Source organism: Pseudomonas sp. RL_5y_Pfl2_69 (assembly GCF_963970465.1).
In the GTDB taxonomy this organism is placed as follows: Bacteria; Pseudomonadota; Gammaproteobacteria; order Pseudomonadales; family Pseudomonadaceae; genus Aquipseudomonas.
Genome location: NZ_CAXAOU010000011.1, coordinates 168,682 through 187,198 on the forward strand (window position 1 = coordinate 168,682; position 18,517 = coordinate 187,198).

Here is an 18,517-nt window from a genome sequence, read left to right on the forward strand (position 1 = left end):
CCTGGTACTGGCCCTTACCTGCGTGATGGCCGTCTGTAACTGGATCAGCCTCGACAAGATGATTGATCGCAGTAACTGGATGAGCGACATCACGCGGCTCAATACGGCGTTTACCAACCTGCGGGTGGCGCGCCTGCAGTACATGCTCACCGATGGCGACGAAACCGCCGCACAGAATGTACAAGCCAGCATTGATGCGTTCTCTACCCAGCAAAAAGAGCTGATCAGCACCTTCCTGAGCCCGGAAAACCTCAAGCTGCTCAAGGAGCAACAAGAGATCATCGGCCGCTACGAGCGAGCGCTGGTCACGATGCGCAAGGCTTACGTTGAGTCCGCCGTGTCGCGGGCCAACATGGACCGCAATGCCGTACTGGCACAGGACGCCATCGCGACCCTGATCAACCGCGCCCTGCAAATACCCGTCGGCGATGAAAGCCGTTTTGCCATGTTCCAGAACGTGTCCGAAGTACGTGAGCAGTTCCTGCTCTCGCGTTACCAGGTTCGGGCCTACATTGCTGCGCCCAACCCCACGACCGAAAAGGCCGCACGCCAGCAACTGGACACCGCCATCGCAAGCCTGGAACGCCTGAGCTCGCACTTTGGCGAAAATGCCGGCGACACCCTGCGCACCCTGGGCAAAACCATGGAGCAGTACCAGCAAGCGCTGGAGCTGTATGCCAGCACCGACAACACCATCATCGCCATGCGCAAGGACATGACCGAATACGGTGCCAGCGTCCTTGGCCTCAGCGATGAGCTGTACAAGATCCAGCTGGAACGTCGCGACATCGAAAGCGCCACGGCCAACAGCATGCAATTGATCACCACCTTGCTGGTCTTGCTGTTTGGCATCACGGCCGCCGTGATCATCACGCGCCAGATCACTGTGCCCCTGCGTGAAACCCTGGCCGTGGTAGACCGCATTGCCGGTGGCGATCTGAGCCACAACCTGCGCGTGACCCGCCGCGATGAGCTGGGCGTGCTGCAACAAGGCATTGCACGCATGGGCACCACCCTGCGCGAGTTGATCAGCGGTATCCGCGACGGCGTCAGCCAGATCGCCAGCGCGGCCGAAGAGCTGTCCGCCGTGACCGAACAAACCAGCGCCGGGGTCAACAGCCAGAAGATCGAGACCGATCAGGTGGCCACCGCCATGCATGAAATGACCGCCACCGTGCAAGAAGTGGCGCGCAATGCCGAGCAAGCCTCCCAAGCGGCCGCAGCCGCCGACAACGAAGCTCGCGAAGGTGACACCGTGGTCAACCAGGCGATTGACCAGATCGAGCGCCTGGCCGTGGAAGTGGGTCGCTCGACCGAAGCCATGGCTGTACTGCAACAGGAAAGCGACAAGATCGGCAGCGTGATGGACGTGATCAAGGCCGTGGCCGAGCAGACCAATCTGCTGGCCCTCAACGCCGCCATCGAGGCTGCCCGCGCCGGTGATGCGGGTCGCGGTTTTGCCGTGGTTGCCGACGAAGTAAGGGGCCTGGCCCAGCGCACGCAAAAATCCACCGAAGAAATTCAAACCCTGGTGGCGGCCCTGCAAAGCGGCACGCAGCACGTGGCCACCGTCATGCACAACAGCCGCACCCTGACCGACAGCAGCGTGACCCTGACCCGTCAGGCGGGCACCTCACTGCAAGGCATCACCCGTACGGTGTCGAATATCCAGTCGATGAACCAGCAGATTGCCGCTGCTGCCGAACAGCAGAGCGCGGTCGCCGAAGAAATCAGCCGCAGCATCGTCAACGTGCGCGACGTCTCCGAGCAAACCGCAGCGGCCAGCGATGAGACGGCCAAGTCCAGCGTTGAACTGGCGCGTCTGGGCAATCAGTTGCAAGAGATGGTCAGCCACTTCAAGGTGTAATGACCCACTCGTGACACAGGAGGGGCCGCTTCAGCGGCCCCTTTTAAAGAACGGCGCCCACCATCAACAGTGACTTGCCGGGAGACGTTACTCATCGCCCCCGGACATAGGCCCACGACAAAGTGCCGCACTACTTACGGCTATAAACAACTAAGAAAAACCTTACCGACAAATGTAAACGTGCGCATAGTCGAACAATTAACGCCTCACCTAAAGTCTCGGGCCGAACTAATAACAGGCTCCAGATTCATGTCAACTCAAAAAAAATCCGCACTTAAAGTTACTCTTGCCATTGCAACGTTGTTTGCGATGTCCTCTTCGTTCGCTCAAGACTACACAGCCAGTTGCTCGACCGCCGGCTTCACCGGCACCGCCTATATAAATGCAGAAAGAGAAGGTCCGCGGGTCTACGTCACCAATACCGCCTATCAAATCAAAGCGCCTGCAGGGCATCAGAACGCTCATGCCGCCAAGCTCAGCGTTTATGAAGTTGACGGTTATTTTAATAAACCAACGCCGTGGAAAAGTTACAGCAAGAACCTCAGGCAAGATAACCTGAAGCACGCGATGAAAATGCGAACCTACCTGTGGACACCTAGTTCAGTGACTCAATACGTCAAATTTGAATTTGATCGATCACAAAACAGCAAACCCACTTGCACTGCCAGCGTAAAAATCTTACTACCGGGCTAACAAAACCTTTTAATAGCCGCGAACTTGGTTCACGGCTATTCAACACACGGGCTTATATACACCGGCAACTTTCATTGCCAGAAACCCACTTCACCAGCGCACGGTACGCCTCAACGTGTCGTACGCATTTCGCTCATTCGTGCTGCACACGCGCCCGCTTGAGCAGTTTTTTGCTGCGCTCGGACAGGTGCAGCACCCGCAGATGCTTGCCCGCCTTGCGATAGCGCTCGCGCAGGGTGTCCAGTGCCGCGATGGCCGAGTAATCCATGAAGTTCAGGTGGCGACAATCCAGCGTCACCTGAGCCGGATCGTTGGCCGGGTCGAACTGCTTGAGAAAGGCCGTGGTCGAGGCAAAAAACAACGTGCCATGAACACGGTAAAGCTTGCTGCCGTCGCTTTGCAGATCCGCGTCGGCGTACAGCTGACGCGCCTGCTGCCAGGCAAAATTGAGCGCGGCGATAATCACCCCGCACAGCACCGCCACCGCCAGGTCGGTAAACACGGTAATCACCGTCACGGCGATGATCACCAGCACATCGTTGAGCGGCACCTTGTTCAGCACCCGCAACGAGGCCCAGGCAAAGGTCTGCTGCGAGACCACAAACATCACGCCCACCAGCGCCGCCAACGGGATACGCTCGATAAACGGCGACAGGAACAACACAAACAGCAAAATCATCAGTCCGGCAGTCACACCCGACAACCGGCCACGGCCGCCGGAGCTGAGGTTGACCACGGTTTGGCCGATCATGGCGCAACCGCCCATGCCACCAAACGCACCCGACACCATGTTTGCCGCGCCCAACGCCACGCACTCGCGGTCCGGGTAGCCACGGCTCTCGGTGATTTCGTCGGTCAGGTTGAGGGTCAGCAGGGTTTCCAGCAAACCCACCACGGCCATCACGATTGCGTAAGGCGCGATGATGCTCAGGGTCTCAAGCGTCCAGGGAATCTGCGGCAGGCTGAAGCTCGGCAAACCGCCAGCAATGTGCGCCATATCGCCCAGGGTGCGGGTCGGCAAGCCCAGAAAATAGACCGCCAGGCCCACGCCCAGAATGGCCACCAGGGCAGGCGGCGCGGCGCGGGTCAGGCGTGGCAGCAGATAGACAATGGCCATGGTCACGGCCACCAGTCCGATCATCATGTACAGCGCCATGCCACTGAGCCAGGTGCCGCCGTCCTTGAAGTGATCCAGTTGCGCCAGGGCAATCACGATCGCCAGGCCGTTGACGAAGCCCAGCATCACCGGATGGGGCACCATGCGCACCAGCTTGCCGAGCCTGAACAAACCGAACGCCAGCATGATCAGCCCGCTCAACAGCACGGTGGCCAACAGATACTGCACGCCGTGTTGCACCACCAGCGCGACGATCACCACCGCCATCGACCCGGCCGCACCGGACACCATGCCCGGTCGCCCGCCAAACAGCGCGGTGAGGGTGCAGATGATAAACGCGCCATACAAGCCCATCAGCGGGTTGAGGTGGGCAACCAGCGCGAACGCGATGCACTCGGGCAACAAGGCGAAGGACGTCGTGAGCCCGGCCAGGACATCAGCGCGCAGACGTGAGAATTTCATGGCTTACCTAAAAGTCGGGACGGGAAAAACGGAAGGGATAATAAGTAAAGGATGGTAACAAATTGCAGGGGCTAAAAAGCAATTGTGGGAGCGGGCTTGCTCGCGATGGCCACACCTCGGTGAACCAGAATGACCGAGGTGTCTGCATCGCGAGCAAGCCCGCTCCCACTCTGTGCGTTGCGGTTTACTTCACAACCATGCCCACACCACGACCACGCGGGTCGGACGCGGTTTCAAGCTGGGTGCCGTTAACCCGGATCGCCTGGATATCGCCCATGTTCCAGCCCTGATCCTCAAGGGTGTAACCCATTGCCTTGAGCTCGTCAGCCACCTTGCCGGTGAGCGGTGCATAGGCGTCGAAGTAAATCGTGTCTTTGGGCAGTAACTGGTGATGCACGCGCTGTGCAGCCACGGCTTTCTCCAGTGGCAAGTCGTAGTCGTAAATGTTGTTCAGCACCTGGAAAATCGAGGTGAAGATCCGCGAACCACCCGGTGTGCCGAGTACCAGCGTGACTTCTCCATCGCGTGTCACCAGGCTTGGGCTCATGGAAGACAGCATGCGCTTGCCCGGCTCGATGGCATTGGCATTGCCGCCCACCACACCAAAGGCGTTGGCCACGCCCGGCTTGGAGCTGAAGTCATCCATTTCGTCGTTCAGCAAAAAGCCCGCGCCTTTGACCACAACGCCGCTGCCGTAGTCCCAGTTCAGGGTGTAGGTATTGCTGACCGCATTACCCTGCTTGTCGACGATGGAGAAGTGCGTGGTCTGGTGCGGTTCAAGGCCCGGCTTGACCTTGGCAGTCTCGGAAATAGCCTTCGGATTGACCTCCTTCGCACGCTTGGCGATGTAGGCCGGGTCTGTCAGTTCAGCCACCGGCATCTTGCCGAAAGCCGGATCGCCGAGGTAGTCGGCACGGTCGGCAAACACGCGTTTTTCGATCTCGGCCAGCAGGTGGATATACGGCGCGGAGTTCAGCTCAACCCCTTTGAAGTCCGCTGCACGGTCTTCTTTGATGCCGATCAGTTGGGCCAGCGCGATACCGCCCGAGCTTGGCAGCGGCGCGGTGTACAGGGTGTTGCCGCGGAAATAGACGCGCATCGGTTCACGCCACTTGACCTTGTATTCGTTCAGGTCTTCCTTGGTGATCAGGCCTTTGTCCTTCTGCATTTGCGCGACCAGCAGGTCAGCGGTCTTGCCATGATAGAACTCTTTGGCGCCCTGATCGGCGATGCGCTCCAGGGTCTCGGCCAGCTCAGGCTGCTTGAAGGTTTCGCCGGGCTTCATGCTGCCAAAGTAGTCACCGAAGTTGGTGGTGCCCTTGAACAGCGCCAGCGCATCTTCGCGGTACTGGTATTGCTGGTCGGCCACCTTGAAACCGTTTTTGGCGTAACCCACGGCCGGGGTCAGCAGTTCGGCCCACGGCAATTTACCGAAGCGCTGGTGCGCTTCCCACAAGCCCATCACCGTACCCGGCACGCCAGCGGCACGGGAACCGACCAGGCTCAGGTTCTCGATGATCTCGCCTTTGTCGTTGAGGTACATGTCGCGGGTGGCGGCTTTGGGCGCCGTCTCGCGATAGTCGAGGAAATAGGGTTTGCCATCGATGTACATCGTCATGAAACCGCCGCCGCCGATGTTACCGGCTTCGGGGTACGTCACGGCCAGGGTGAAGGCGGTTGCCACGGCAGCGTCGACCGCATTGCCGCCTTTTTTGAGAATCTGCGCGGCCACTTCGGCACCGTACTGGTCCGGTGCAGCGACAGCCCCGCCCTCCAGGGTAACGGCATAAGCCGAGGAACTGGCAGCGATGGCGGCCGTCAAGGCCAGGGTTTTGAACCACACAATGCGCATTCGGTACTTCCTTTTATTGTTATCAACTGTGGCCAAACCTTGTCTGATTTGGGCAACATTTTCAAACAACAAAAAACAAAATTGCGGGTTGTGTGACGTCTGTAGCCGCTGAGGAGCGTAGCGAGGCTGCGTACGGTTGCGCAGCAATCGTAAAACCTGAGTGCATGGTCAATCAGACACACCTTGCAAGCAGATCGCAGCCTTCGTTCCTCGTCAGCGACTACAGGGGTGTCAGGTTTCGGTGATCAGTGCATCCACCAGACCACGGGCCAGTTCGACGCCGTGAATCACGCACCACAACTGCTCGGCCTCAAAACCACTGAGGTGGGAGCGGATGTCGTCGGCGGTCAGTTCTGCGCCTTTGAGCAGCAACGAGGCATGTTTGAGCGCTTCCTGAACAGGTACGCCGGGGTTGATGGCAAACAGCGAAGTGCCCTGGTGGGCGCAGGTGAACAGCGGAGGGTCGGGAACAATCTTCTTCATCGCTTAATTCTCATAAAAAGGCTGGAAGAACTACCACTTACCCGCTGTCAATCGAAGAAGGTGGCAGCTGCGTGCGGGTTGACAGACCGAGGAGAACAAGCAAGACCCGGTGCACTCGAAAGTGCCCCACACGCAGCCGCCATAACACGTTGAGATGTATATGACGCAACGCTACTCGTTCTTCACGGTCTGTCAAAACCGGTCACTGAAATCAGCGACCCGGCGAGACTATCCACCCGTGTGCAGCGCCACAAGACGGTCAGGATTCTCTAGGAATCGTCCCTCAATAGAAAGCGACGCAGCAGGTGCAGACGTTGCTTTATGTGTAGGAACCTCACTCAAGCCCTGTGGGCTTGTCGCAGATCGCGTAGCTGGCGAGCTTGGCCTGGATAAAGTCCAGAAAGCACTGAATGCGCAGCGCCAGTTGTGAGTTGCGGTAGTACACGGCGTTGATCGGTTGGCGGTAGCCGCTGTTGAACTCGCCCAGCACGACGTGCAAGCGCCCGTGGGTAATGTCTTCATGGGTCATGAAGTGCGACAGGCACGCAATGCCCTGCCCTTGCAGCGCCAGATGGCGCACGGTTTCGCCGCTGGACGCGCTGATGGCCGGCTGAATGGGCCAGCGATCACCCTGTGCATAACGGAGCGGCCACTGATTGAGGCCATCGTTTTGGGTAAAGCCGATCAGGGTGTGGTTGGCCAGGTCCGCCACGCGGGTGGGGACGCCGTGACGGGCAAGGTAGTCGGGGCTGGCCAGGATGTTCAGCGGGCTGCACCCCAGGGAACGGGCGTGCAAGGTGGAGTCGGCCAGGGTGCCGATACGAATGGCGATGTCGGTGCTTTGCTCCAGCAAGTCGATGATCAGGTCGTTGCTGTTGAGTTCAAGCTGGATGTCGGGGTACAGCGCACGGAATTCGGGGATAAACGGCACGATGGCGTGCAGCACAAAAGGCGCGGCTGCATTGATGCGCAACCGTCCCGAGGGCGTGCGCTGGTGCGAGATGAGGCGCTCTTCCAGCTCGTCCATCTGCTCAAGGATCAGCTTGGCCCGCTCGAAGAAAAACTTGCCCTCCTCGGTCAGGTCCATGCGCCGCGTGGTGCGGTTGATCAGCGTGGTGCCGAGCTTGGCTTCCAGCCTTGAAAGCGTGCGGCTGACGGCGGACGGCGTTTGCCCGGCTTGCTCGGCAGCGGCAGAAATCGAGCCGCACTCGATGACCGAGACAAAAATTTGCAGCTCATCGGATCTGGCTTTCACGCGGGCGACCTTATCTACGTGTGGGAGCGGGCTTGCTCGCGATGGTATCACCGCGGTTCGTCTGAACAACCGCGTCGCCTGCATCGCGAGCAAGCCTGCTCCCACCCTGGCGTCGTTATGCCTTGAGACCGAACACCTCGCTCAGGTGCTGTTCATAACGCGCAGCGTCAATTTCGGGTTGCGGACGCTTCATCACGTCGACACACAAGAAGGTCGGCAGGCCGGTCATGCCCAGGAATTCATTGGCTTTATGGAACGGGAAGTACACCGCGTCCACGCCTTTGCCTTCGAAAAAGTCCGCCGGATCATCGAACGCTTGCTGCGGGGCGTTCCAGGTCAGGGACAACATGTATTGTTTGCCATGAATCAGGCCACCGCTGCCGTAACGCTGAGAAGCGTCGGAACGGGTACGACCGTCACTGGCGTAGAGCTTGCCGTGGCCTTGGGTAAATACTTCATCGATGTACTTCTTGACGATCCAGGGCGCACCCATCCACCAGCCCGGCATTTGATAGATGATCACGTCAGCCCACAGGTATTTTTCAACCTCTTCGGCGATGTCGTAGCCTTCGTCGATGTGGGTCACTTTGACTTCAAAGCCCTGGCGATCAAAAAACGCCAGCGCGGTGTCGTGCAGGGTCAGGTTGTAGCGACCATCGGAGTGGGCAAATTTTTTGGCGCCGTTAAGCAAGAGTATTTTTTTCATCATCAGCCTCCAGGGGGGTAAACCCTCAGCGCTGTTGAGCGACAGGGGGGTTAAAAATCATGTCGGCAGAATATCGATGCGCTTGCTCAAGAAAAACCCGTGGTGGGTCAAATCACCTTTGCTGTTAATGCACGAATGAATACTCAATTGTTGACCATCAAGTGCGCACCCAATAGCGCCATGCCTATAAAGAACACCCGTTTGAACAGCGCGGCGCTGATGCGCTGGCGCAACCACTGCCCCAGCCACATGCCGAGCATGGCGGGCACCAGCGCCAGCAATGAGGCATTGAGCTCACCGCCGCCCAGATTGCCGCGCCAGTAAAGCCCGGCGGCAAGGGCCAATGTGGAGACGCTGAAGGACAATCCCAAGGCCTGAACCAATTGGTTTTTGCTTAAGCCCAGCGCCTGCAGATACGGCACGGCGGGAATCACAAACACGCCGGTGGCCGAGGTAATCACCCCGGTGATCACGCCGCATATCGGGCCCAGCCATCGCTCGCGCTGCGGGGCGACGCGCAGGGTGGGCAGCCACAGTCCGCAGAGGGCGTAGAGCAGCAAGGCCGCCCCCAGCGCCCGCACCACCCACGTGCCGCCGTCGATACTTAGCCAGAGCATGCCGACCCCGGTACCGATAAAGATGCCCAACTGCATGGGCCACAGGCGTTTTATCAGCGTGCGCAACTGCCCGCCGGCAGCCAGTTGCCAGGCGTTGGTGACAATGGAGGGAATGATCAGCAACGCCGCAGCCTGCGCTGGAGCAATAGCCAGCCCGAGCATGCCCATCGCCACCGTTGGCAAGCCAAGACCGATGACGCCCTTGACGGTTCCCGCCAGTAAAAAGGTCATCATCACCAGCAGTGACAAGGCCAGGCCGAGGTGTTGGTAGAACTCGATCAGTGTTTTCATGGGTGTATGCTGGGCCACGGCGACGGCGTTGAAAATTCGCCATAGATGAAGCCAGCCTCTTGCGCAGCAATAGACTAAACACACGCCTCTGGGTGGGAGCGGGCTTGCTCGCGATGCTATCGCCGCGCAGTATCTGCCAAATCATGGCGCTGCCATCGCGAGCAAGCCCGCTCCCACAACAAGCCCGCTCCCACAGGGAGGGCAAGGACCGTTCATGCACTTCGATCTGGTTGATCTGCGCCTGTACTTGAATGTGGTGCAGGCGGGCAACATTACGGAGGGCGCCAGCCTCAGTCATTTGTCTCTGCCTGCGGCCAGTGCGCGGATCAGAGCGATGGAGGCGTCGTTGGGCGTGGCGTTTCTACTCCGCTCTCGCCGTGGGGTCAGCCCGACCCCGGCTGGGCAAGCGCTCGCGCACCATGCACGGCTGTTACTGCAGCACGTCGAGCGCATGAACCATGACCTGGCTGAGTACGCCCTGGGCTTCAAGGGCCGGATACGCCTGCTGTGCAACACCTCAGCCCTCACCGAATACCTGCCCGAGCTGCTCGCCGATTTCGTGCGCCAGCACCCCAACATCAGCGTCGATCAGCAAGAACTCACCAGCCTGCGCATCACCCATGCATTGCGCCAGGACGCAGCCGATATTGGCGTCATCTCCAATGCCGTCGACACCCGCGACCTGCAAACCCGCCCCTTTCGCGATGACCCGCTGGTACTGGTGGTACCCCAAGACCATCCTCTGGCCAACAGGCCAGATCTCTCCTTCAGCGACACCCTGAGCCATGACTATGTAGGGTCGTCGGCCAGCAGTGCGTTGGCGGTGTACCTGGAAGAGCAGGCGCTGCACGTGGGCGTTCGCATGCAGGTGCGGATTCGCGCCGAAGGTTTCGACGGAGTGTTGCGCATGGTCGCCCGCGGTGCCGGGCTGGGCGTCGTACCCAAGGCGACGATTGAGCGCTGGCAGGCGCCGCGCACCTTCAAAGTGGTGAACCTCTGCGAGCCGTGGGCGGATCGCAAACTGCTGCTGTGCGCACGCTCGTTTGAGCAGTTGCCTGCCTATGCAGTGGCATTGCTGGAGGCGTTGAGCTTGTAGGAAGAGTCGCTGTTTGGTGCTCTCCTGTATGCCTTCGTTTTTACCAAGAGTAATATCCGGGGCTTGCGACACCCTAGGCACCTTTGGCCGCGGGTATTTTTATCAAGTTTTTGAGAATAACAACTCACAGGGCACCCGATGGCTGACGCTAACTCCCCCCCGGTCACACTCAAACGCGGTTTGAAAAATCGCCATATCCAGCTGATTGCCCTGGGCGGCGCGATCGGTACGGGCCTGTTTCTGGGTTCGGCGGGCGTGCTCAAGTCGGCCGGACCGTCGATGATTCTTGGCTATGCGATCGCCGGTTTCATTGCGTTCCTGATCATGCGCCAGCTGGGCGAAATGATCGTCGAAGAACCGGTTGCCGGCTCCTTCAGCCACTTTGCCCACAAGTATTGGGGCGGCTACGCGGGATTTCTGTCGGGCTGGAACTATTGGGTCCTGTACGTGCTGGTCGGCATGGCCGAGTTGACGGCGGTGGGCAAGTACATTCAGTTCTGGTGGCCCGAGGTGCCGACCTGGGTCAGCGCCGTGGTGTTCTTTGTACTGGTCAACCTGATCAATACGCTGAACGTCAAAGTGTTCGGTGAAATGGAGTTCTGGTTCGCCATTATCAAGGTGGTGGCGATTGTCGGCATGATCGTACTGGGTTGCTACCTGCTGTTCAGCGGCACCGGCGGCCCACAGGCGTCGATCAGCAACCTGTGGAGCCACGGCGGGTTCTTCCCCAATGGCGGCATGGGCTTGCTCATGGCGATGGCCTTTATCATGTTTTCCTTTGGTGGCCTGGAGTTGGTGGGCATCACGGCGGCTGAAGCCAGCGAGCCGAAAAAAGTGATCCCCAAGGCCATCAACCAGGTGGTGTACCGGATCCTGATTTTCTACGTGGGCGCACTGACCGTGCTGCTGGCGTTGTACCCGTGGGACCAGTTGCTGGTCACGCTCGGCGCCGGTGGGGATGCCTACGGCAGCAGCCCGTTTGTGCAGATTTTTGCCTTGATCGGCAGCGACACCGCCGCGCAGATCCTCAACTTTGTGGTGCTGACCGCTGCGCTGTCGGTCTACAACAGCGGTGTGTACTGCAACAGCCGCATGCTGTTCGGCTTGGCCGAGCAGGGTGACGCGCCGAAGGCGCTGATGAAACTGACCAAAAATGGCGTGCCCTTGCGCGCGCTGGGCGTGTCGGCGCTGGTGACGTTGCTGTGCGTGGTGGTCAACTATGTGGCCCCGCATAAAGCGCTGGAGTTGCTGTTTGCGCTGGTGGTTGCCTCGTTGATGATCAACTGGGCGCTGATCAGCCTCACCCATATCAAGTTCCGCAAGGCGATGGCCGTTGAGGGCGTGACGCCTTCGTTCAAGGCGTTCTGGTTCCCGTTCAGCAACATCCTGTGCCTGGTGTTTATGGCGGTGATCGTCTCCGTCATCTGGATGATCCCCGACGTTCGCGCTTCGGTGTATGCAATCCCTGTATGGCTGCTGATCATTTACGGGTTCTACCGTTTACGCCTGAGCAAGGGCCAGGCGCTGGCGAACACCCGCTAAGCCTTCAGCCGTTACACAAAAGCCCCGCGCACTCACTCAGTGCCGGGGCTTTTGCGTATCTGGGTGTCGGAATCAGGCATCTGTCAGTGCGCCACCACGGTTAGGGTGAGGTTCGATAACCCATCACCGGAGGTCTTATGTCTGCGCCAATCACCGTGCTTCGCGACACCCATCCCCTGCCCGTGCTCGATGCCTGCAAATGGGAAAAACTCGAGGGCGACCCGCATACCGTCAACCTCAACGCCTACACCAGCGAAGACGGCAGCAAGATCATGGGGACGTGGATCTGCACGCCCGGCAAGTGGTACGTGGAGTATGTGAAGTGGGAATACTGCGATTTCCGTGAGGGCTATTGCATCATCACCCCGGAAGGCAAAGAACCGATCCATCTGCGGGCCGGGGATATCTTTGTGGTGGAGCCGGGCATGAAAGGCACGTGGGAAGTGGTGGAAACCGTGCGCAAGTACTTCGTTTTTGCGTGATTGAAAGCGCGCAAAAAAACCGGGAATCCGCCCGACGCGGATTCCCGGAAAAGCCCTATTCGGGCTTGCGATAGCTATTGATGATGGCCGAAAAGTCTTTGCCGCCTTCGCCGCGCAGACTCATGGCCTGATACAACTGTTGCGCCACAGCCCCCATCACCACAGGTTGATGGGCCTGGCGTGCAGCCTCGGTGGCCAGCCCCAGGTCCTTGAGCATCAGCTCGGCGCCAAAGCCGCCGGTATAGCCCCGCGATGCCGGCGCCGTTTCAACGATGCCCGGCCACGGGTTGTACACCTCCGAACTCCAGCAGCGCCCGGTGGAGCTGTTGATAACACCCGCAAGCACTTCGCTGTCGATGCCCAGCGCGGCACCCAGTGCCATGGCTTCGCTGACGCCGACCATGGAAATCCCGAGCAGCAGGTTGTTGCAGATTTTAGCCACCTGGCCGGTGCCCACATCCCCGCAATGGACGATGTTGCGACCCATTTGAGCGAGTACCGGGTGCAAGGTGTCGAACAATGCCGGTGAGGCGCCGACCATAAAGGTCAGGGTCCCCGCCTGCGCGCCGCCCGTGCCGCCGGATACCGGTGCATCGGCCATTTGCACGCCCTGTTTGGCCGCAGCGGCGGCTACTTCACGGGCGGTTTGCGGGTCGATGGTGCTGCAATCCACTGCGGGCACCCCGGCACCGATCCCGGCCAACACCCCGTCTTCACCCAGCCATACGCTGCGTACATGGGCGGCCGCCGGGAGCATGGTAATCACCAGCCCGGTGCCTTGGGCGGCTTCCCGTGGCGAGGCGCTGACATGGCCGCCAAGGGCTGCCAGTTCGGCCAGGATGTCTTTGTTCAGGTCAAACAGGTTCAACGAGTGCCCGGCCTTGAGCAGATTGCGCGCCATCGGTGCGCCCATGTTGCCCAGGCCAATAAATGCGATGTTCATGGTGTGTGCCCTCAACGAAGATGGATGGTGGTGTTAACGCCATCATTCACGCTTTCATCGTCGAACCAGCGACTGGTGACGGTCTTGGTTTGAGTATAGAACTGCACAACTTGCTTGCCGTACGGCCCCAGATCGCCGAGTTTCGAGCCACGGGAGCCGGTGAAGCTGAAGAACGGAACCGGCACTGGAATCGGGATGTTGATACCGACCTGGCCGACATCGATTTCAGTCTGGAACTTGCGTGCCGCAGCGCCGCTTTGGGTGAACAGGCCGGTGCCATTGCCAAACGGGTTGGCATTGACCAGCGCGATGGCCTGATCGAGGGTGTCGACTTCAATCACCACCAACACCGGGCCAAAGATTTCCTGGGTGTAGATTTGCATGTCGGTGGTGACGCCCGAAAACAGGGTCGGGCCGATAAAGTTGCCTTGTTCGAAACCCGGAACCTTGACGTTGCGCCCGTCCAGTTCCAGCACCGCGCCTTCTTTGATCCCGCTTTCAATCAGCCCCAGTACGCGCTCTTTCGCACGTTTGGAGATCACCGGACCTACATCGGTGCCCGCCTCACTGCCTGCGTTGACCTTGAGCTGTTGCGCCAGCGCCTTGAGGTCTGGCAGCCATTGTTTGGCGGCGCCCACTAGCACCACCACCGAGGTGGCCATGCAACGCTGGCCGGCAGCGCCAAAGCCTGCACCAACCAGTGCGTTGAGGGTTTGTTGACGGTTGGCGTCGGGCAGTACCACAGCGTGGTTTTTGGCGCCCATCATCGATTGCACGCGCTTGCCGTGACGGCCCGCCAGGTCATAGACATGGGTGCCGACGGCGGTCGAACCGACAAACGATACCGCTTTGATATCGGTGTGGGTGCAGAGCGCGTCCACGACATCCTTGCCGCCGTGTACGACGTTGAGCACGCCCGGCGGAACACCGGCTTCGATGGCCAGCTCGACCAGCATCAGGGTCGACAGCGGATCTTGCTCGGACGGCTTGAGTACGAAGGTGTTCCCGCAGGCGATGGCCATCGGGAACATCCACAGAGGAATCATGGCCGGGAAGTTGAAGGGTGTAATGCCTGCGCAGACGCCGATAGGTTGACGCAAGGTGTAGGTGTCTACCCCGCCTGCAACGTTTTCGGCGAATTCACCCATTTGCAAAGTGCCGATGGAGCACGCGTGCTCGACCACTTCCAGACCACGGAAAATATCGCCCTCGGCGTCGGCAATGGTTTTACCTTGTTCAGCACTCAGGACGGTGGCAATACGTTTGGAGTGTTCGCGGATCAGCGCTTGCAGCTTGAGCATGATGCGCATGCGCGCACCGATAGGCGTCAGCTTCCAGGTCTGGAAGGCGCGTTGAGCGGCGGCGATGGCGGCATTGACTTCATCGGCGGTAGCGAACGGCACTTTGGCCAGCACTTGCTGGGTAGCCGGGTTGACGATGTCGTGCCACTCGGTGGTCTGCGACTCGACCCATTCGCCGTCGATCAGCAAGCGTGCGTTTTGATACGGGGTGTTAGAAACGCTCATGGAAGTCTCCGGAATTATTCTTGTGAGTACGGGCGTCCAGGTTGGTCGCAGGACTGTTTTTGGAGTATAGGTGTGCGTTCTTCTAATAAGAACGCACATAAAAGCCGGTCTAACATGCAAAAAAACATCACATCGTTAAGCGCCCTGAACTGGGACGACCTGAAGTTTTTTCTTGAGGTGGCCCGCACTCGCAAAGCCAGCAGCGCAGCCAAACGGCTGGCGGTTGACTACACCACCGTGTCGCGGCGGATCAGCTCGCTGGAAGCTGCCCTGGGGACTTTGCTGTTTGAAAAGTCGCGCACCAATGGCTTTACCCTGACCAACGAAGGCCAGCGCTTGCTGGGATATGCCGAGTCGATAGAAAGCACGCTGCACATGGCCTGCGAGCAGGTATCAGGGTCTGGCGTGGCGCTGTCGGGGCATGTGCGCATGGGCTGCACCGAGGGGTTTGGCAGTTTTTTCATCACTCCCCAGCTCAGCCATTTTGTGGATACCTACCCGGCGATCTCGGTGGATATCCTGCCGTTGCCACACTTCATCAGCTTGTCCAAGCGCGAGGCCGATATTGTTATCGCGCTGGAGCGCCCGGAACACGGGCCCTATGTGTGCTGCAAGCTGTGCGACTACCGCTTGCAGCTGTATGCGACCCAGGAGTATCTGGACCAGCACCCGCCAATCCGGCGGATGACTGATTTGTCGGAGCATACGTTTATCAGTTACGTGGACGACCTGGCGTTCAGCTCGGAGCTGCTTTACCTGGCCAATGTATTGCCGGGCGCCAGCGCCAACTTGCGCAGCACCAGCGTGATTGCGCAATTCGTGGCCGCGCAGCAAGGCCGTTCGCTGGCGATTTTGCCGTGCTTTCTGGCGGCTCAGGACCCGCGTTTGCTGCCGGTGCTGCCTGACGAGGTCAACCTCACGCGACAGTTCTGGATGTACTGCCGTGAAGATCTGAGGAAGTTGAAACGCATCACCTTGCTATGGGATTACATCCGCGAAGTGACGGAACTGAATGCGCCGCTGCTGCTGGGCGAGACGCGCGGGATGAAATTTGTGGACTGACCCCACCCCCTGTGGGAGCGGGCTTGCTCGCGATTCAGACACCGCGGTCTGCCTGAATGATCGCGGTGATGCTATCGCGAGCAAGCCCGCTCCCACAAAGAGGGGTCAGTACGAATCTCTAGTCGGCAATCACCACAATCGACACGCGGCGGTTTTCCGTACGCCCGGCGCGGGTGTTGTTCGACGCCACCGGCTCGCGGCTGCCCAACCCACGGATCTGGATATTCTCGGGGCGCATGCCGACCTTGAGCAGAGCCTTGACCACGCTGTTGGCGCGGCGAACGGACAGTTGTTCGTTGTAGGACTCCTTGCCTGAGGAGTCAGTGTGGCCGTCGACCCGCACGCGCTGGATGTCTGCACCGAGCAAGGCGGTGCCGATGCGCTCCACGATTTCCTGGCTTTGCCCGTTGAGCACTTCAAGGTCGCTGCCAAACAACACTTTGCCCGACAAGCCAAATGCCCAGCCCTCTTCAGTCAGCTCAAAGCCCTGCTCTTTCAGAACGGCAACTTGGGCAGGCGTCAGCCCTTTTGGCGCAGCCGTCTGGCAACCGGTCAGCGACAGCGTGGCCAGCAACAGGGCAACGCTAAAAAATGTCAGGTAACGATGAATCAAAACACGCATGTGGGGGTTAGCTCCTGGTAATGACGGTGTTTACGGGGCACTCCAGCTCCGCAAGGTGTTGCCCCCCTCGGGAGAGGCGCTTTGCCTGGTACATCGCCGCATCCGCTGCGCTGAGCAGATCCTCGGCGGTTGCACCATGCTCGGGGTAGACGGCGATGCCGATACTGAGTGAGGACACGATGCTGATTTGGCCCGGCACTTTAATCGGCTCAAGCATGCTGGCAATCACCTTGTCCGCAATGCGCTGGGCGTCTTCGATCTTGTGCAGCGGGGTCAGCAATATTGCAAATTCGTCGCCACCCAGACGCGCCACAACATCGCCTTCACGCAACTGGGCGCGAATGCGCGTCGCGATAGCCACCAACACCGCATCACCTGTGGCATGGCCATAGGAATCGTTGATGTCTTTGAAATGATCGCTATCGAGGAACAGCACGGCGGCCTTCCCTCGGGCGTTGTTCAGCGAGCGCAGGGTGCGCGTCAGTCGCGTTTCAAAGTAGGCGCGGTTGGGCAGGTTGGTCAGCGAGTCGTGACTGGCCTGATGCGCCAGGGTCTGGTTTTCGTTCTGCAGATGGCTCTGCCATGACTCAAGTTCATCGAGCAGTGCATTGAAGTCGTTGCCCAGGCTGTCCAGTTCAGCAATATGCGCAGGCGGCACGCGCCGATCGAACGCACGCTCGCGGCGAGCGGCGTGGGCCACTTCTGCCAGTTGTTGCAAGGGGCCCGTGATGCCATCCAGGAGTCGACGCGACAGATACAACGCACTCCAGGCACTGAGCGCCGTGCACACAAGCACACCCAACAGCCCGCTCAGTAAAAAGCGCAGCAAATTGGCACCATGCCCCCGGACTGTCACCAAGCCGATTTCCTGGCCCTGATGCAAGATCGGCACGCTGATCGGTTGCTCCAGCAAGCCATCGGCCAACAGCATTTCGACCTTCGACAGCAGGCCGTTTTCAGGGCGTTGCCAGTGCGCAAGCAGTTCGCCATCGTCTGTGTAGATCCGGGCCTCGGCGACCGCTTCAGTGGACGCAATCATGGCCAGCGCTTCGGTTGCCGCCGCGCGGTCATCAAACACCACCGCCGCTTCCGAGGTGTAGTTGATGGCGCGGGCAATCAGGTGCAGGTTGTGATCGGCGTAAACCTTGAGCGCAAGCACCCCCAGCAGGGTCATGGAAGCGCTGGCCAGTGTGACGGCCACCAAGGCCACGCCCAAGTGGCCACGGCGCAAGACCGAGCGCAAGCGCAGAGGTTTTTTACGGGGTTTGAACGCACTCATGGCTCTGCCGCCCGGCGGCGTGACAGCTGCAACACACTGGGATGAATACGTACGCCGCTGCGGGCCACGGAGTCGAGATTGACCTCAAACGACACTTGCTCATCGCGTACGTGCAAGCAAAAAAGGCTGCCAACGGTGCATTGATCACTGTCTTCGCTGATGCTCAGAACGGCTTTGGTATTCAGCCGGGTGAATAGACCACTGCGTTCCTCAACGCTGAGCTTGCCCAGATAGACCGCGTTGCAGTCGCTGGCAATGCCCGGGTCACTGGCCAGCACGCGGTGCACCTGCACCGGCCTGCCACTGGATTGCGTCGCGCCCTTGATCAGGTCATCGGTGTATTCGGTGGGGCCGATGATGCATAGCTGCAATTGCGCCGGCTCGGAGGGCCAGCGTGCATAACTCAGGATGCCAAGGACCACTTGAGTCACAGCCTTGGCACGCTGATCAGCCAAGTTGATTGGCGCTTCAGCTTGAGCCAGGCAAGGAACGCTCAGCAGTAACAAGCAAAATGCAAGCAGCCGAAGCCGCCATCCAAAGTACTGTTCTGTCGATGAGACAGCCACGTCCATGCAGGATTTCTCTGTAATCTTTGTAAGAATAATGTCGTAACGATAGCACA

At 59.5% G+C, this 18,517-nt stretch carries 17 protein-coding genes and 1 pseudogene; 7 read left to right on the plus strand and 11 right to left on the minus strand.

Going from position 1 to position 18,517, the window contains the following annotated elements:
- Positions 1-79 precede the first annotated feature (79 nt).
- From AACY07_RS24320 to AACY07_RS18630, 3 genes and pseudogenes are all read left to right on the plus strand, one after another.
- A pseudogene (locus tag AACY07_RS24320) lies at positions 80-964 on the plus strand (methyl-accepting chemotaxis protein); the annotation flags it as partial.
- A gap of 198 nt (positions 965-1,162) precedes the next feature.
- On the plus strand, positions 1,163-1,867 hold the full coding sequence (locus tag AACY07_RS24325; RefSeq protein ID WP_405046758.1) for a methyl-accepting chemotaxis protein: 705 nt from the start codon (positions 1,163-1,165) through the stop codon (positions 1,865-1,867).
- A gap of 249 nt (positions 1,868-2,116) precedes the next feature.
- The gene (locus AACY07_RS18630) at positions 2,117-2,560 is read left to right on the plus strand and encodes a hypothetical protein (RefSeq protein ID WP_339476678.1); all 444 of its coding nucleotides are present in this window, start codon (positions 2,117-2,119) and stop codon (positions 2,558-2,560) included.
- Positions 2,561-2,693: 133 nt separating this feature from the next.
- On the opposite strand, the gene AACY07_RS18635 is transcribed toward AACY07_RS18630, so the two are convergent.
- The 6 genes from AACY07_RS18635 to AACY07_RS18660 form a co-directional block, all read right to left on the minus strand.
- Complete coding sequence (locus AACY07_RS18635; RefSeq protein WP_339476680.1) at positions 2,694-4,139, minus strand: SulP family inorganic anion transporter; 1,446 nt, start codon at positions 4,137-4,139, stop codon at positions 2,694-2,696.
- Positions 4,140-4,323: 184 nt separating this feature from the next.
- A complete protein-coding gene (gene ggt, locus AACY07_RS18640; RefSeq protein ID WP_339476681.1) occupies positions 4,324-5,991 on the minus strand; it encodes a gamma-glutamyltransferase in 1,668 nt (555 codons plus the stop codon).
- A gap of 231 nt (positions 5,992-6,222) precedes the next feature.
- Positions 6,223-6,474, minus strand: coding sequence for a DUF3077 domain-containing protein (locus AACY07_RS18645; RefSeq protein WP_133078819.1), 252 nt, complete (start codon positions 6,472-6,474; stop codon positions 6,223-6,225).
- 334 nt (positions 6,475-6,808) lie between these two features.
- The gene (locus AACY07_RS18650) at positions 6,809-7,729 is read right to left on the minus strand and encodes a LysR family transcriptional regulator (RefSeq protein WP_339476684.1); all 921 of its coding nucleotides are present in this window, start codon (positions 7,727-7,729) and stop codon (positions 6,809-6,811) included.
- A gap of 115 nt (positions 7,730-7,844) precedes the next feature.
- Positions 7,845-8,435 (minus strand): NAD(P)H-dependent oxidoreductase, encoded by a 591-nt coding sequence (locus tag AACY07_RS18655; RefSeq protein ID WP_339476687.1) that lies wholly within the window; start codon positions 8,433-8,435, stop codon positions 7,845-7,847.
- Positions 8,436-8,578: 143 nt separating this feature from the next.
- Entirely contained in the window at positions 8,579-9,343 is a 765-nt protein-coding gene (locus AACY07_RS18660) for a sulfite exporter TauE/SafE family protein (protein WP_339476690.1), read from the minus strand.
- Between the two features lie 214 nt (positions 9,344-9,557).
- On the opposite strand from AACY07_RS18660, the gene AACY07_RS18665 reads away from it, so the two are divergent.
- The 3 genes from AACY07_RS18665 to AACY07_RS18675 all read left to right on the plus strand — a co-directional run bounded on the left by AACY07_RS18665 (position 9,558) and on the right by AACY07_RS18675 (position 12,463).
- On the plus strand, positions 9,558-10,439 hold the full coding sequence (locus tag AACY07_RS18665; RefSeq protein ID WP_339476692.1) for a LysR substrate-binding domain-containing protein: 882 nt from the start codon (positions 9,558-9,560) through the stop codon (positions 10,437-10,439).
- 138 nt (positions 10,440-10,577) lie between these two features.
- Entirely contained in the window at positions 10,578-11,981 is a 1,404-nt protein-coding gene (locus AACY07_RS18670) for an amino acid permease (RefSeq protein ID WP_133078814.1), read from the plus strand.
- A gap of 137 nt (positions 11,982-12,118) precedes the next feature.
- Complete coding sequence (locus AACY07_RS18675) at positions 12,119-12,463, plus strand: cupin domain-containing protein (RefSeq protein WP_016783536.1); 345 nt, start codon at positions 12,119-12,121, stop codon at positions 12,461-12,463.
- A gap of 55 nt (positions 12,464-12,518) precedes the next feature.
- Here the strand turns inward: AACY07_RS18675 and mmsB are convergent, their stop codons facing one another.
- Positions 12,519-13,406 carry a 3-hydroxyisobutyrate dehydrogenase gene (gene mmsB, locus AACY07_RS18680; protein ID WP_133078813.1) on the minus strand — a complete coding sequence of 296 codons (888 nt, stop codon included), beginning with the start codon at positions 13,404-13,406 and terminating at the stop codon, positions 12,519-12,521.
- An 11-nt stretch (positions 13,407-13,417) separates the two neighbouring features.
- Entirely contained in the window at positions 13,418-14,932 is a 1,515-nt protein-coding gene (locus AACY07_RS18685; RefSeq protein ID WP_133078812.1) for a CoA-acylating methylmalonate-semialdehyde dehydrogenase, read from the minus strand.
- Positions 14,933-15,046: 114 nt separating this feature from the next.
- Here AACY07_RS18685 and AACY07_RS18690 point away from each other — a divergent pair, with 114 nt between their 5' ends.
- The gene (locus tag AACY07_RS18690; RefSeq protein ID WP_219262359.1) at positions 15,047-15,994 is read left to right on the plus strand and encodes a LysR family transcriptional regulator; all 948 of its coding nucleotides are present in this window, start codon (positions 15,047-15,049) and stop codon (positions 15,992-15,994) included.
- A gap of 118 nt (positions 15,995-16,112) precedes the next feature.
- On the opposite strand, the gene AACY07_RS18695 is transcribed toward AACY07_RS18690, so the two are convergent.
- Genes AACY07_RS18695 through AACY07_RS18705 form a run of 3 tightly spaced genes read right to left on the minus strand, consistent with a single transcriptional unit; the run spans position 16,113 to position 18,467 of the window.
- Positions 16,113-16,616, minus strand: a complete 504-nt coding sequence (locus AACY07_RS18695; RefSeq protein ID WP_338648839.1) for an OmpA family protein — start codon at positions 16,614-16,616, stop codon at positions 16,113-16,115.
- Positions 16,617-16,623: 7 nt separating this feature from the next.
- The gene (locus tag AACY07_RS18700; RefSeq protein WP_339476697.1) at positions 16,624-17,895 is read right to left on the minus strand and encodes a diguanylate cyclase domain-containing protein; all 1,272 of its coding nucleotides are present in this window, start codon (positions 17,893-17,895) and stop codon (positions 16,624-16,626) included.
- Positions 17,892-18,467 (minus strand): YfiR family protein, encoded by a 576-nt coding sequence (locus tag AACY07_RS18705; protein WP_338648841.1) that lies wholly within the window; start codon positions 18,465-18,467, stop codon positions 17,892-17,894. Before AACY07_RS18705 ends, AACY07_RS18700 begins: the two co-directional genes overlap by 4 nt.
- Positions 18,468-18,517 lie beyond the last annotated feature (50 nt).

Excerpts from the sequence above, each read along its gene's own strand:
- AACY07_RS24325 (WP_405046758.1), top strand. The coding sequence starts at position 1,163 with ATGACCGCCACCGTGCAAGAAGTGGCGCGCAATGCCGAGCAAGCCTCC.
- AACY07_RS18630 (WP_339476678.1), top strand. The coding sequence starts at position 2,117 with ATGTCAACTCAAAAAAAATCCGCACTTAAAGTTACTCTTGCCATTGCA.
- AACY07_RS18635 (WP_339476680.1), bottom strand. The coding sequence starts at position 4,139 with ATGAAATTCTCACGTCTGCGCGCTGATGTCCTGGCCGGGCTCACGACG.
- ggt (WP_339476681.1), bottom strand. The coding sequence starts at position 5,991 with ATGCGCATTGTGTGGTTCAAAACCCTGGCCTTGACGGCCGCCATCGCT.
- AACY07_RS18645 (WP_133078819.1), bottom strand. The coding sequence starts at position 6,474 with ATGAAGAAGATTGTTCCCGACCCTCCGCTGTTCACCTGCGCCCACCAG.
- AACY07_RS18655 (WP_339476687.1), bottom strand. The coding sequence starts at position 8,435 with ATGAAAAAAATACTCTTGCTTAACGGCGCCAAAAAATTTGCCCACTCC.
- AACY07_RS18660 (WP_339476690.1), bottom strand. The coding sequence starts at position 9,343 with ATGAAAACACTGATCGAGTTCTACCAACACCTCGGCCTGGCCTTGTCA.
- AACY07_RS18665 (WP_339476692.1), top strand. The coding sequence starts at position 9,558 with ATGCACTTCGATCTGGTTGATCTGCGCCTGTACTTGAATGTGGTGCAG.
- AACY07_RS18670 (WP_133078814.1), top strand. The coding sequence starts at position 10,578 with ATGGCTGACGCTAACTCCCCCCCGGTCACACTCAAACGCGGTTTGAAA.
- AACY07_RS18675 (WP_016783536.1), top strand. The coding sequence starts at position 12,119 with ATGTCTGCGCCAATCACCGTGCTTCGCGACACCCATCCCCTGCCCGTG.
- mmsB (WP_133078813.1), bottom strand. The coding sequence starts at position 13,406 with ATGAACATCGCATTTATTGGCCTGGGCAACATGGGCGCACCGATGGCG.
- AACY07_RS18685 (WP_133078812.1), bottom strand. The coding sequence starts at position 14,932 with ATGAGCGTTTCTAACACCCCGTATCAAAACGCACGCTTGCTGATCGAC.
- AACY07_RS18690 (WP_219262359.1), top strand. The coding sequence starts at position 15,047 with ATGCAAAAAAACATCACATCGTTAAGCGCCCTGAACTGGGACGACCTG.
- AACY07_RS18695 (WP_338648839.1), bottom strand. The coding sequence starts at position 16,616 with ATGCGTGTTTTGATTCATCGTTACCTGACATTTTTTAGCGTTGCCCTG.
- AACY07_RS18700 (WP_339476697.1), bottom strand. The coding sequence starts at position 17,895 with ATGAGTGCGTTCAAACCCCGTAAAAAACCTCTGCGCTTGCGCTCGGTC.
- AACY07_RS18705 (WP_338648841.1), bottom strand. The coding sequence starts at position 18,467 with ATGGACGTGGCTGTCTCATCGACAGAACAGTACTTTGGATGGCGGCTT.